The organism is Bacillus silvicola, from assembly GCF_050524305.1.
GTDB classification, from domain to species: domain Bacteria; phylum Bacillota; class Bacilli; order Bacillales; family Bacillaceae_G; genus Bacillus_A; species Bacillus_A cereus_AT.
On record NZ_JBNGVC010000001.1, the window covers coordinates 1169161 to 1182379 of the forward strand.

Genomic DNA, 13219 nt, shown 5'->3' on the forward strand with positions numbered 1-13219 from the left:
CCTGTCTAAAATCTGAGGTATAATCTATGTAAAAAGGATGATTCCTATGATACACAATTATACAAGTAATATATCCCGTGAACAGTTTGAACTGATTCGAGAGGATTTAGAAAACGCACGGAAAAGGACGCGCCCCCGCACAGTCGATTTGTACGAGGTATTTTGCGGTGTACTGTACCTGCTCACAACAGGCTGCCAATGGCGTAATCTTCCAAGTGACTTTCCAAACTGGAAAACCGTGTATGCCTACTATCAAATTTGGCGGAAAGTAGACGAGAATGACACAAGTCTTCTCGAAAAAGTGCATAAAAAAATTGGTCGAAACATATCGTGAGCAAGATGGGCGGAAGAAACAGACGAGTTTCTGCATCGTAGATGCACAAAGCGTGAAAAACACATGGACAGCTGGTGAAAAAGGCTACGATGCCGGAAAGAAAGTTTCAGGAATCAAACGACATATCGCTGTAGATACCAACGGTCTTATTCATGCGATTCAGGTAACAACTGCGAATATAACAGACCGAGAGGGTGCCATCCAAATGTGTGAAAAGCATAAGAAAGCATTGGACAAAGTGACAAATATACTTTGTGATGATGGATACACGGGCCCATCATTTGCACAATCGATAAAAGAAACGATTGATTGTTCGGTTGAGGTCATTAAACGCTCTGAACTTCACAAGTTTGTTGTGTTACCGAAACGCTGGATTGTGGAACGAACTTTTGCTTGGTTGGAAAATTACCGCAGACTGTGGAAGAACTGTGAACGAACACTTGAAAATAGTAGACAGAGTTGCTTATTGGCAGGTGTGGCGATTTTACTAAAAAGATTTTAGACAGGTTCTAATACACCATCCTTAACTTCTGGATATCCTTCAATATCTGCTTTCGTGGATAGTGAAAGTCCTCGAACTTCAATTTCAACCTCGACTTCACCGTCAGACTCAGCGATTTCTGATTTCTTGTTATCGCTCCACATAATCTCAGAAGCTACCTTTTTAGATGTTTTAACCTTTACGGCACCTTCCATTTTCTTCACGTCTGAATACGAAACTCCTGTCGCATCATCTTTTAATATTTTTGAATATACAAGACTATCTACACCGACAGTCGAACTAATTGTAACAATCTCTCCAGCCATCTATAACTCCACTCCTTTCGCGAATCGCATCGCGTAATGATAAATTTGTGTATCATCTTCATATAGATCAGCAACCGCATAACGTGAGAAACCAATACTTTTCATGACTTCATTCACTTTTTTATGGATTGCTGTTGTACTACCTTTTGACCAAATATCGATTTGGAATAAGATTTCACTTTCAATTTCTTCATTATCCGCAAAGCCATCTGGCCTATTGTCTAATTCAAAAAATGTAATCCGTGGAAACTCTTCTGCATTCTTGGCTTTACGATAATAAACACGCTTGCCACCCAATAAAGAAACAAGCTCCTGATTATTCTCAAGAACTTGTAAAATATCCGGGCGTAAATTCATCACAGATTTAGCCTCATTTCATTTTTTAAAATATCTGTCATAGCACGAACTGCGGCTTCCTTTGAAGAATTGAAGCCAGGTTCTATAAATGGTTCAGCTGGCATTTTTGACGTTCCCCATTCATGAAACTTTAAATAGAACCATGGGGAACGATCTGCTTTATCGATTCCGATTTTAACTGTTTTAATACCACCTTCAAGTTTAGCTTTCGTAACTTTTATATGATCAGCACCATGTTGGCCAGTACGCCACGGTTCACTTTTAGACGGTTTCTTAGGACTATCACTTCTTGGTGCTCGTTCGGCAATCGCTTTTCGAATCGGTTCGCCACCTGCTGCAAGGGCTTTATCTTCAATCTTTTCTCCACGTAATCCCATTTGTTCTAATTCGGAGACTAAACGGTCAAATCCTAAGAAATCAACACCATTAGCCATTCATTCCACCACGCTTCCACATGATTGATAACGTGTGTTTTTCAGTTGGAATAACTGAAACAATGTCATAAATCGTGTTCTTATATTTGATTTTCATATCTGCATTCATACCGTCACGGTATCGAATTTCTGTTTCACCTTGCACTTCACTGTTGGCTGCGGCTGCTTCAAAGTACTTTCTTCCCTTTAAAAAAATGAAGGAGCCCCATACAGTGAAAGAGTCTTTATAACCATCTATTGGTTCACCATCCGGGCCCTTCGCATCCTCATCTTTTATTTGAAATACAAGACGTTTATCTAATTTACCTGGATTCATGTGGAATCACCTACGCAATATTGCAATTGAACTAATATTGACTGCAAACTAAATGCTAGTTGTTCCGCTTTTCCAACTGCTTCACGGTTTTCATACCAATGAGAAATTAAAATGCGAGCCGCTAGTTTAGCAAGCTCGCTCTTTAAATCTACATTTTTACTTGTTGCATTCTTAATATATATTTCAGCTGCTGTTATAAAGGATGAAATGAGGGATTCCTCCTCATCGCCATCCACACGAAGATACTCTTTAGCTTCCTCTAATTTCAGTACCAAGAAGGACACCTCCTATATCATTAAGCTCCAGGTTTCGCCACAACTGTAATTTGTCCATACACAACCGCCTCTGAATCCCAAAGCGTAACGTCTTCACGTTCGATTGCTCGGAACTCAGAAGTATTTGATCTCCATGCGTTTCCACCTTCTTTAGTCATATCGATAGATAATTGTTTTCTATCCCAAAGAACAATCGCTTCTTTCAAATCCCCAACAATGAATGGTGCTTTTCCGTCTTTATCTGAAGCAATTGTCTTATTGGATAAAACAATAACTGGTTTTCCTGACAATAACTTACGAGTTGGATTTGTTGGGTCTGGTTGAAGTAGCGGACGGCCATCCTTATCTTCTATTTGATCTAAGTAATTGAATCCATCTTGGTTTGTAACAATGTTTGCTACAGCCGAGAAGGCTGGATCTAATGTGACATTTAATGCAGTTTTAATGCCTTTATAATCCTTAAAATCAACCTTTGTTAACTTGTTAACTTCTTGCAAAATTAAATAGTTACGAGTTGCAATAGATTTTTTCGCGATCCATTGACGTAAATAACTTTCTAAAGCTTGATCTGTATCATCTAACAAGTCATTTGGTACTGGTAAGAATCCAGCGTAATCTTCAATAGCATAAGATAAACGATCAAATTGTGGTGAAGCGATTTCCTGCATCGCATTTGGATTTCCATACTCAGATAGTGGAGCAAAAGGTGTAGATGCTGCACGTTTTTCTAATGTACGAGATCCTTTATTTGTTGAAACAGGTTGTACACTTACATATTGCTCTAAGCTATCAACCGTTTGTTTTAGCTGATTAATTGTTGTAGTAATATCCTCAGGGACGATATAACCGCCATCCTTGCCCGTATTCTCTGATAAGGATGCTTTATATTCCTGCATAACACTTATTTCATCATGGCTTAATGCTTGTCCACGTAAAGCTTTCATAAATACTTCTTTATAAGAGACATCTTCATTTTTCACAGGTGGTGGTAACGCTCCAGCTTGTGAATTTACAGGTTCAGGAACTTGAATTTGCTTCATTGCTAGATAATTATCTAGTTCATTTTTTGCGTTTTTCGCTTCCTCAATTTTCGCTTTTGCATCTTCATATTTACCGCTATTGTTAAACTCTTCTGCTTTTGCTTTTAAATCAGCGACTTTCTGACGTAATTCTTGTTCATGTTTATCCATTCGGTATTTCCTCCTTGTTTTGGCACAAAAAATAGACCTATAGTTCTAACAGGTTTAGTGCGTTTTGTATTTTTAATTGTTCGTTAGTATCCTTCTTAGGAATAGAAGGAGCTTTTGCTACTACTTTATTAGGTGTTTTTTGATATTTATCAAAGTAATCACTCATACATGCTGCGACTTCTTTTGCTTCCACAACTTCGATGTTGAAGTATTTCTCAGCTTCTTCACCACTTAACCAAGTCTCGGCATCTACTAATTGTTGAATTTCTTCAATATCAATGCCTTCTTTTAGGTTTTCTTTGTATACATTCATGATTCCAGATTCGATGTTATCCAGGTCTTCTGCTGCTTTTCGGAAATCAATTGCATTTCCAGCTGCATATGTCCACGGCTTATGAATCATTAAGAAAGCATTGGAAGGGACAACAACACGATCACCAGCTAGGGCGATTACGGAAGCGATAGAAGCTGCAACGCCATCTACATAAACAGTTTTTTGAGCCTTATTGCGCTTTAACATGTTATAAATGGCTAAACCAGCAAATACAGAGCCACCGCCACTATTTACATAGATATTAAGGTTACTTTTATCATCCAATTGCCCCAAAATATTTTTCACATCATCGGGCATAATGTCAGAATCATCCCACTTCCAGCCTGTATTATTTATGATGTCACCATAGATAAATAGGTCTGCTGACGATTCCGTTTGATTTTTAATCGTAAACACGTCTTTAATTATCCTCATCTCCTCTCTGCGACAAACCTCCACTAGCTTTCGCTAATTGGTATTCATCCGCAATTTCAATAGATATATGGTTTAAATCGACACGGTGTTTATCACCATGCTCGCCAATTCCATCCTTATCCTCCAGTTCTAACACTTGATTAATGGAGAAAGCGCCAGCATCCAACATGATTTTATAGAACTCTGCCCTCGATTTAGAATCAGCTCGTAACAAACTTGTTAGATTGAATTTTAGATAGTATTTCTTTTGTTCATTAAAAGAGAATACTTTATATGAAAACTCTTCTTCATACTGGATAAGAATTGGACTTAATGTATTTTGAATGAAATCCAGTGCTTGTTGCTCAATGTTTGAGAAGGTAGCACGATCTAACTCGTTAATCATGTGCAATGGAATGTTAAAGATATTTGCAATCTCAGCCTTATCGAACTTCATTCCTTCAATAAATTGAGCATCTTTTAACGGCATACCGACTTTTTCAAACTCGAGTCCAGCATCTAAAATTGCTATCCTTTGAGCATTATTTAAACCTGTGTTTGCTTCTTCCCAAGCATCACGAAGTACATTTTTCGCTTCTTTATTTAATGGTTGTTGAGTTTTTAATATCCCACTATGAGCTGCACCATTTGTAAAGAATTTCCCTTTAAACTTTTGTGCCGCCTGTGAGCTACCTATAGATTCTCTTGCGATTTGGATAGGTGGTTTTCCTTTCAATCCATCTGTAGATAATGTAGTAAGATGAATAATGTCATCATCAGGTATTTTTACTGGTGTACCATCTGGCAAACTAGTAAAATACCATAATTTATTCGTCTTTAAATCCACAGTTGGAGTTGTGACAGCTGGATTCAATGCCCATAACTCTTTTGGTCTGCCATCCACTCCCCAATGAATATTGATGTAAGCATTTCCCCAGGTATTGCGGTGCGTTTCGATTAAATGTTTGAATTTAAATGGGCTTTGGTAAGGGTTTGGTCGTCTTTCCAAAACAAACGACACTTGATGCATCTTATCTCGTTCTCTTCCTTGTGATGTCTTTCTAAAAACTTGAAAAGGAAGCATTGCAACACTGTTTGCAAGGATGTTAATGCATCGGTATACCGTTGGAACACCTAAAGATGATTCAACTGTTACTTTTTCACCACTCGCGGCTTGATAACCAAATAGACTTTTAAACCAAGGAGACGGATTTTTCAAATCGGTCGTATCTTGATTCTTAAATAAATGCCGGAAAATCAAAAGTTTCACCTCCTATCTTCTTATCATTACCACCCCCAGCATTGTGAGAATAAGTCCTAATAGATACCACCCATAAATTGGATTAATAAAAAAAGTCGTCCCAACAATAATGGACAACCCCGAAATAAGTAAAATATCTTCTAAAATACTAATAAAGAACAATAAAAACCGCATGTAATTCCTCCTAGAATGAGAAATCTTGACTTAAAATATATGAATTTAAGTCCATTTCACCAGAACCCAGCATACAGCGAACGTGTGAGTTAATCACAGCAGCGATTGGATCAATTCTTTCTGTAGCTTTTGACTTGTCCAACATGATATTTTCATTCGCATCTTGTTTCGTTATGGCATTACTAACAGCCCAATTCAGTACAGGATTGTTGTTGTGGATGACCTTCTTTTGATACACTTGTTCACGAAAATCCTTTGTAGGTCCTGACAAAGTTGCCATGCCTTGGCGTATCTCTATCATCGTATAACCCTCAGCTTCCATGTCTTGCATAAATTGCGTTGCATTCCAAGGATCAGCACAAATTTCTTTGATTTTGAACTTATTTTCTTTTTCCATAGTTTTAATATGTTTTTTAATAAATTCATAATCAACTACTGCACCAGGCGTTGTTGTAATCCACCCTTGCTGTATCCATAGATCATATGGAACTTTATCTGTCTTTCTTTTCTCATGTAAAGTATCTTCTGGCATAAAGCTGTGACTAATTACTATATACACATCGTCCTTTTTAAACTCGAAATCTACACTTGTTAAATCGATTTTTGCTGATAAATCGACTCCTACTGTACATTCCATACCTTTTAACTCTGATAACTCTATAGTCCCATCACAATCTTTCCACTTTTGCATGTTCATGTAGCCGTTTTCCTTCATATCAACCCATCTATTCATGTTTTTCGTGAGATAATTACGCATTTTCTCAGGTACATCAAGGGCTGACTGAAGTTCTCCTTTTAAGAAAGAGCGTCCTTCTTCATAACTACATAGAATTGGATTTGCTTTCTCCCACACTTCTGGATTCGTAATCTCATCATCTTTATCTAATTCATTAACCATGACAAAATATTCTTCGTTTTCAATATCAATATTATGGTCCAAAATTTTAGAAACATATTGATATTCCACACGATAACAAGGATTGCTCAGATTAAATCCCGCTGTTGTAATGATCATCATGAATGGATTAGAACGAGCACCAGAACCAGAAACAAGTACATCGTATATTTCAGAAGTAGTATGAGCGTGATACTCATCGATAATCCCACACTGAACATTGAGCCCATCACCTGACTTACCAGCATCTTTGGATAGTGCTGATATAAATGAATCAGTTTTTGTGTGTTGGATTTTTCCATAAGCAATGTTAAATTTACCTTTAAGATCTTCGCATCCATTCATTTGCGCCTTAATTTCATTCCATACGATTTTACTTTGTTCAGATTTAGTTGCACCAATATATACTTCAGACATATTTTCACCAAAAGCCATTGCTTCATAAGACCCAACACACGCTAACGATTGAGACTTTGCGTTTTTACGTCCTACTTGCCAATATGCCTTTTTAAATCGTCTTAATCCTGTATTTCGATGAACCCACCCATAAATATTACTAAAAACAAAGGTTTGTATAGAATGTGGTTCAATTCTTTTACCAGCTAATTTTCCTTTTGTATGTTTAAAAAGAGACATCCATTTTAAAAAACGAAGCGCTTTTTCTTCATTAAAAATATAAGGAAAATCTTCTGTTCCTTCACGCTCAATGTCTCTTAAAAATCGTTCACAAGATTGTTTATGCTTTTGACAAGCAATGACTTCGCCATTTAAAACATCATCACAATAATCAAGCATCCATTGTCTTATCATGTTATACATCAAACTCCTTTTCTACAGTGGATTTCGCTCCTTTTTTTGCACTTGGTATCACTATTTTCGCCCTCGCGCTTGGAGTAAGTCCGAATTCCACAGCTAGAGCCTTCATTTGTTCATGCAATTGCTTTTTCTTTGTTAGTAGTGGATGGGGAACCTTGTTGGTTTCAGCCGCTTTGTTGGTGTATTCCACAAGCAAACCTTCTTCTTGTATGATCTTGGTGCATCCAACATAGTCCGAATAAGCATCACAATACGTCGCTAATGCATTCACATCTATATTTGTAATAACATCTAATTCTAATAACTCGCTTGCGATACGTTCAAATTCTTTCTTAGCAACAGGATCTAGCCATTCTGGAGGATTTACCTTGTCCTTTTTGGCTTGTAATCGCTGTTCAGCTTCTAACCGTTGCTCAATTTCCTCTTTTGTTAACCGATTCGCATTTCCTTCTAGTAGATGTAGATGAATTGGCTTTGCTTTCCTTCCTATGAGAACCACCTCCCTCGAACCCCCTTTTATGAAATAAAACGAACTTTTTACGCGGAAAGCTAAGCGGCGGTCTCCAAGGAGTCGCCTTTTGCTTTTTCATGGTGGGGGGTTGTTTATGATTTTTTTCTTTCGAATGATTTTTTATTTTTCTTCTCATCGTCTTTTGTTTTCTTGTTATGGCAAGCATGACAGAGTGTTTGTAAATTAGTTGGTTCTAACCGCTTTGACCAATCAATACGAATAGGTATGATGTGATCGACTACATCACCTATCTTAATGATGTCCTTGCTTCTACATTGAACACATAGACCATGATCTCTACGATAAATAAGCTTACGCATATCCTTCCACAGTCTTGAATTGTAGAAGGAACGTGAGCTTTTGTTTCGTATGTATTTGTCATAGTGTCTTGTGGTCTCCTGTACTTTATCTTGATGCTTACTACAATACTTATCCCTGGTTAGTTCGTTGCAACCTAACGACTTGCAAGGCTTGAATGGTTTACTTGGCACCTTCTACCCTCTTCCTCAACCGTTTCATTTCACCCTCGATAGCCAGATTCTTTTTATTAATTCGCTCATGACACTTTGACCTGGTCAAGAAAAACTGGAACATCAATTAGATTACGCAATTGATTTTGAATACTGATACGGAGTCATGCCATTTAATGATGAGTGGGGACGAATGGAATGATAGTACATATAAATAAATTTAGCCACTAACTGATTGACTTGAGCGAGAGAACTCAGTTTTTCTCCATGTAAACATTCACGTTTAAAGATGCTAAAAAACGATTCCATCACGGCGTTATCCCAACAGTTCCCCTTGCGGGACATACTTTGTTGAATCTTTTGTTGATTACAAAAGTCAGTAACTGTATAACTGGTAAACTGAGATCCTTGATCACTATGAAATAAAATCCTTTTTTGACCGCCATAAACATTTTTGACTTGCTGAATTGTATCTTTTACTAATTGAGCATCTTGGTGGGTATCCAATGAATAGCCAAGCACCCGTCGGGTGCTAATATCTAATGCAGCACAAAAATATACTTTCAGCCCATTCACTAAACGAAACTCTGTGATATCACATACAACTGTCGGAACGTCTTTCTTACCAGGTTTAAAGGATCGCTCTAGTACATTTGAAAATGTAGGATGTTCTTGCTTTCTTTTCTTATAATAAGTAATAACTTTTGACTTCAATCCAGCTCGACATAAAGCTTGTCTTACTTGAGATAAAGTAACCATGGCGCCTTTATTTACAAGGTAATGGTACAATTTTCGATATCCCATCCTGTCTTTAAAGCGTTTAAATTGCATGACAATATAAGCCGCTGTCTTTGCACGTTTTTTCTGATTTCCAGTGGGTTTACGATGAAAATAGTCATAAAAACCACTAACAGAAACCTGTAATCGACGGCAAAGCCAGCGCACTCCAAATATTTGTTGATATTGTCTTATGAACTGAAAACGTGTTAGTTTTGGTTGCTGGCAAAGAAGGTTGCCGCCTTTTTTAGGAATTCATTTTCCTTTTTTAATGCTTGGATTTCTCTTCGTAAAGAACGAAGTTCTTCCATATCAGATCTCTCACCATCCAAAAGTGAAGAAGAATATTTTTTTATCCATGCATTGAGGGTCCCATGACCCAAGTCAAATTCTCTTTGAATACTAGAAATTGTACGCCCTTCTTTAACCACCAATTCAACACATTGTTTTTTAAACATTTCATCATACTGTTTTTTCATCTGAAACACCTCTTATATAGAATAATTTATCTCTATACTGTGTTCCAGTTTTACTGTACCACCTCATATTCTTTATTGCAGTTAGAACAGTAGACTTGCATCTATCCTCACTCCTCGTAAAGAAAGTCATCAATCGCTTTATCTAACACATTCATAAGCGTTTCTCGATTTTGCTTTGGTGTCATATCATCACTTATCTCATTATGTAAAGCTACAGCCTTTTCTAATTTCTGTGGATCCATGTGTTGCTGTACGAATTCCAAACCAATAACATTGGTTATTAAATGACCAACAACAACTGTTTGTTCTTGTTTATTTAGTTTCATTTATTTCACTCCCTTTAATTACACGACCTTGAATGGAATCTGCTGTATGTCTAACCATAGATTCAGCTAATACTTTCCCATCTACTGAAATACCAACTTTACAATCCATTCCTACCGATTTACTATCGTTAATCTTTTTAATTACTACAGATTGTTTGACCATTTCTCGAACATGAGTTATGTCAGCTTTCATTGCTAATTCTGTTTCTAACATAGTTACTTTTCGTGCTAGTTCTTCAATCGTTTGTTGTAGTCCCACAACTTGAATTCTTAATTCAACAATTCCAACTTTCATTTCGTTGTTTTGATTATCCATTCTTCATCCCCCTCCAAAACACCCGAATGGATGCTTTCTCACTCAATCTATTTTGTATTGTTACATTCGGTATGTGATATTTTATTACCCATATAAAAAAGAGAACATCCTTATAGATGCTCTCTCCTCTCAACGGATACATTCAATCTGCACCATTGAAGCTGGTTTCGGATTTGTGTTGCCACATAAACGAACCGTTTAGAATATGAAGTTTACCATTGTGATTGGTGATTTCCGTCACCTTTCACTTTTCCATACTACCATAATACCTCATTTTTTGAGGCCAAAAGTGACATGATAGTGACATCTTTTATCTTTCTCCCAGTTTTTCTGCGATTGCATACACAATTCCATCCCGCCACCGAAGTGCCGTTCGCTTTGTTATGTGAAGATCTTCTGCGATTCCATCCCAGGTTTTACACTGTGGTTTTGTCCAATATTTTAATTTGATTAACTTTTTCTTCTCGGGTCCTAATAACACATACACATGTTCAATCGCATCTGCTAATTCTTCTAGGCGTCTTAGTTTTTTATGTACCACCAACTTTGTTCCGATACGTTCGGTTGGACGATCTGGTACATTTCTTCTCCCGCCTCCGATATTTTCATCATCATGTGGAGAGCAGAAAATCAGATTCTTTCTTAAAAATGCGATTTCACGAAGCGTATCACTGTAACCATATAATTCACTTTCAATATATTTAAATGTCGCTCCTTTGAGTTTCTCTGTTGTTGTACTCTCCATCATAGAAATCCTCCCGTTCACACTCGTTTCGTTGAATTCGTTTATACACACATACAAGCCTCTCTAATCGGTTTTCCTCATCCCGATACCTACGGTATTCAAAAAGAATTTGAATGTCCATTCACTCCGTTTTATGGAGCCGTTTTTACTAAGAATGAAGTTTTCATTTCGTTTAAGGTCAGGTTCACGATGGACCTAACCTTCTGTTATGCTTTCATTGATTTTATCGATTAATTCTTCTAGTTCCGCCGCCGTTTCTAAATCTGCCCTATTGTCCGCAATCTCTGTTAACTTTGCAGATAATGCCAATAGAAAATCTTTGGATGCTCTCATCTTTATCCCTCCTGCATAAAATTCTAAATTTGATTCATACTATCCATAGGCTGATAAATAGCTGAGACCTGATTTAATTAGATTCCTTCCTTTTACGGAGCAGTTAGCGCTTGCTAGCTGCTTTTCGGTTCTTATCCTTTTTCATATAACATATATTTGTAATGTAGCTCATTTCGTTCAAAGACAGAGTTACCTCCTAACTGTAGAGCACGATACCTATGTGCTTTTTTTTATATGCAAGACACAAGAAAAAATTACATGCATACCTTATAATGAGCAGACTCACACGATATGTTTTCTCCTGAAATTCTTGGTTAAAGAGCATCTATACATGGTGCTCTTTTTCATTCTCTATAAAATGAAATTTTTATTCTCCAGGAGGATATACCATGTTAAAAGGCCCCTGTTTTCAAATAATGTTTCGCATGGTAATACAGAACATGATATATCCAATTGCCCACAAGTTTTTTATCTAAATAGACGATTTCAAAATCATATTTCGCTTTAAACGTATTCAGCCTACCGAGTAATGCCAATGGATTATATCTTGAACGATATTCACCCTTTAGTATTTTTTCGTAACCACGTGGGTCTTCCACAATTAAAGTGAATGGAATATCTTTCGAACGAATCAATTCATTTTCAAATCTTGTTTGCGTATCTTTTTGCAGGTTACTTGTCATTTCATCAATACTTGCTTTTCTTTCTATCCGACGATTTAAATACATATCCCGTGGTATTCCAAGTTCTTCATTTTTCGGAATCATGCAGCCATAATCACCAGTATCTAATTTTTGATTTTTAATCGAAATACCTTTTTGATGTAAGTAATCACGAATATGGTCATTTGCGTTTTCACGAGTATCGATAACAATTGTGAGTGTTTTAAGAATTTTATTTATTTCTGTATCTGTATAACGATAACTGATCACTCTCCTACTCCTCTCCTTGCATATATAACTGCACGTTCATATATCTTTCTCGCCATTGCATCCGATTCGTCATTTTCAAATTGACGATGATCCTCATACATGTCTGTCCATCCGTTCTTTGCAAGCATAATCGTCCAGTCATAGAACATTTGTAATGAATCTATATCAGCAAGCAACCAATCATATAATTTCTGATTCTGTTGCCATCCACAGAACTGATGGAGTATCTTCATAATTGTTAGTTTCTCCGCATTTGCTTCCTTCCAAGATTGAAACCAATCCTCAATAGCTGGATAATTTTGTTCAGCAGCTTTCATGAATTCCTTTGAAATTAAATGTTGTCTCGTGATTCCAATTCGGTTATCACTCGGATCCAGATAAATATTTGCACCCGATTTCCAAATTTCACTCAGTATTTTTATTACTTGTGTCACCTCATCTCCCTCTTTCCCACCAAAATGGCCATTAATTAGGTTCTGGTTAATAAAAAATCCGATTTCCCTCCTTAATTAACACATTTTTAGTTAAAAATAACTTTATTAACCCGTTAAAAACGTTGTTATATCAAGGGTTATAGCTCTATTTTTATCATTGGCGTTATCAAGGTTACCTTGATTCCAGGTGTACAGAAATAGTATATATATGCTTTTATAAATATTTATTATTTTTGGATATATACAAAATAAATAACCTATAGTAACCCAACAGAAAAAACAACTCTCTAAACCCTTGATATAACTGAAA

Annotated in this window: 19 protein-coding genes and 1 pseudogene; 1 reads left to right on the forward strand and 19 read right to left on the reverse strand. The window is 36.7% G+C overall.

Features of this window, described 5'->3' with window-relative positions:
* Nucleotides 1-46: 46 nt before the first annotated feature.
* Nucleotides 47-836, forward strand: a protein-coding gene (locus ACP6L7_RS06170; protein WP_430528938.1) for an IS5 family transposase whose coding sequence is annotated in 2 segments (ribosomal slippage) — nucleotides 47-304 and nucleotides 306-836 — 789 coding nt in all. Because the reading frame shifts where the segments join, the coding sequence is not laid out codon by codon here.
* Between the two features lie 5 nt (nucleotides 837-841).
* On the opposite strand, the pseudogene ACP6L7_RS06175 reads toward ACP6L7_RS06170, so the two are convergent.
* The 19 genes and pseudogenes from ACP6L7_RS06175 to ACP6L7_RS06265 form a co-directional block, all read right to left on the reverse strand.
* Nucleotides 842-1141, reverse strand: a pseudogene (locus ACP6L7_RS06175) (major tail protein); the annotation flags it as partial.
* Nucleotides 1142-1501, reverse strand: coding sequence for a tail completion protein gp17 (gene gp17 / locus ACP6L7_RS06180; RefSeq protein ID WP_430528939.1), 360 nt, complete (start codon nucleotides 1499-1501; stop codon nucleotides 1142-1144).
* Nucleotides 1498-1932: an HK97-gp10 family putative phage morphogenesis protein gene (locus ACP6L7_RS06185; RefSeq protein ID WP_078206878.1), complete on the reverse strand. Its 435-nt coding sequence runs from the start codon at nucleotides 1930-1932 to the stop codon at nucleotides 1498-1500. Before ACP6L7_RS06185 ends, gp17 begins: the two co-directional genes overlap by 4 nt.
* Nucleotides 1925-2248 carry a phage head closure protein gene (locus ACP6L7_RS06190; RefSeq protein ID WP_078206877.1) on the reverse strand — a complete coding sequence of 108 codons (324 nt, stop codon included), beginning with the start codon at nucleotides 2246-2248 and terminating at the stop codon, nucleotides 1925-1927. The genes ACP6L7_RS06185 and ACP6L7_RS06190 overlap by 8 nt, the downstream gene beginning before the upstream one ends.
* On the reverse strand, nucleotides 2245-2523 hold the full coding sequence (locus tag ACP6L7_RS06195; RefSeq protein WP_430528940.1) for a head-tail connector protein: 279 nt from the start codon (nucleotides 2521-2523) through the stop codon (nucleotides 2245-2247). The genes ACP6L7_RS06190 and ACP6L7_RS06195 overlap by 4 nt, the downstream gene beginning before the upstream one ends.
* Before the next feature lie 20 nt (nucleotides 2524-2543).
* Entirely contained in the window at nucleotides 2544-3713 is a 1170-nt protein-coding gene (locus ACP6L7_RS06200; RefSeq protein ID WP_430528941.1) for a phage major capsid protein, read from the reverse strand.
* A 37-nt stretch (nucleotides 3714-3750) separates the two neighbouring features.
* Nucleotides 3751-4461 carry a head maturation protease, ClpP-related gene (locus ACP6L7_RS06205; RefSeq protein WP_430528942.1) on the reverse strand — a complete coding sequence of 237 codons (711 nt, stop codon included), beginning with the start codon at nucleotides 4459-4461 and terminating at the stop codon, nucleotides 3751-3753.
* Nucleotides 4448-5701, reverse strand: coding sequence for a phage portal protein (locus tag ACP6L7_RS06210; protein WP_430528943.1), 1254 nt, complete (start codon nucleotides 5699-5701; stop codon nucleotides 4448-4450). Before ACP6L7_RS06210 ends, ACP6L7_RS06205 begins: the two co-directional genes overlap by 14 nt.
* 184 nt (nucleotides 5702-5885) lie before the next feature.
* Entirely contained in the window at nucleotides 5886-7580 is a 1695-nt protein-coding gene (locus tag ACP6L7_RS06215; RefSeq protein WP_430528944.1) for a terminase large subunit, read from the reverse strand.
* Between the two features lies 1 nt (nucleotide 7581).
* Nucleotides 7582-8085, reverse strand: a complete 504-nt coding sequence (locus ACP6L7_RS06220; RefSeq protein WP_430528945.1) for a phage terminase small subunit P27 family — start codon at nucleotides 8083-8085, stop codon at nucleotides 7582-7584.
* A 104-nt stretch (nucleotides 8086-8189) separates the two neighbouring features.
* Nucleotides 8190-8588: an HNH endonuclease gene (locus ACP6L7_RS06225; protein ID WP_430528946.1), complete on the reverse strand. Its 399-nt coding sequence runs from the start codon at nucleotides 8586-8588 to the stop codon at nucleotides 8190-8192.
* Nucleotides 8589-8699: 111 nt separating this feature from the next.
* Nucleotides 8700-9599: an IS3 family transposase gene (locus tag ACP6L7_RS06230; RefSeq protein WP_430528984.1), complete on the reverse strand. Its 900-nt coding sequence runs from the start codon at nucleotides 9597-9599 to the stop codon at nucleotides 8700-8702.
* Nucleotides 9554-9823, reverse strand: a complete 270-nt coding sequence (locus tag ACP6L7_RS06235; protein WP_002187590.1) for a transposase — start codon at nucleotides 9821-9823, stop codon at nucleotides 9554-9556. Before ACP6L7_RS06235 ends, ACP6L7_RS06230 begins: the two co-directional genes overlap by 46 nt.
* Before the next feature lie 107 nt (nucleotides 9824-9930).
* Nucleotides 9931-10149, reverse strand: coding sequence for a hypothetical protein (locus tag ACP6L7_RS06240; protein WP_430528947.1), 219 nt, complete (start codon nucleotides 10147-10149; stop codon nucleotides 9931-9933).
* Entirely contained in the window at nucleotides 10136-10465 is a 330-nt protein-coding gene (locus ACP6L7_RS06245; RefSeq protein WP_430528948.1) for a hypothetical protein, read from the reverse strand. The genes ACP6L7_RS06240 and ACP6L7_RS06245 overlap by 14 nt, the downstream gene beginning before the upstream one ends.
* 310 nt (nucleotides 10466-10775) lie before the next feature.
* Nucleotides 10776-11213 carry a DUF722 domain-containing protein gene (locus tag ACP6L7_RS06250; protein WP_430528949.1) on the reverse strand — a complete coding sequence of 146 codons (438 nt, stop codon included), beginning with the start codon at nucleotides 11211-11213 and terminating at the stop codon, nucleotides 10776-10778.
* 192 nt (nucleotides 11214-11405) lie between these two features.
* On the reverse strand, nucleotides 11406-11543 hold the full coding sequence (locus ACP6L7_RS06255) for a hypothetical protein (protein WP_430528950.1): 138 nt from the start codon (nucleotides 11541-11543) through the stop codon (nucleotides 11406-11408).
* A gap of 392 nt (nucleotides 11544-11935) precedes the next feature.
* Nucleotides 11936-12475, reverse strand: coding sequence for an ERCC4 domain-containing protein (locus ACP6L7_RS06260; protein WP_430528951.1), 540 nt, complete (start codon nucleotides 12473-12475; stop codon nucleotides 11936-11938).
* Nucleotides 12472-12909 (reverse strand): hypothetical protein, encoded by a 438-nt coding sequence (locus tag ACP6L7_RS06265; RefSeq protein ID WP_430528952.1) that lies wholly within the window; start codon nucleotides 12907-12909, stop codon nucleotides 12472-12474. Before ACP6L7_RS06265 ends, ACP6L7_RS06260 begins: the two co-directional genes overlap by 4 nt.
* Between the last annotated feature and the right edge of the window lie 310 nt (nucleotides 12910-13219).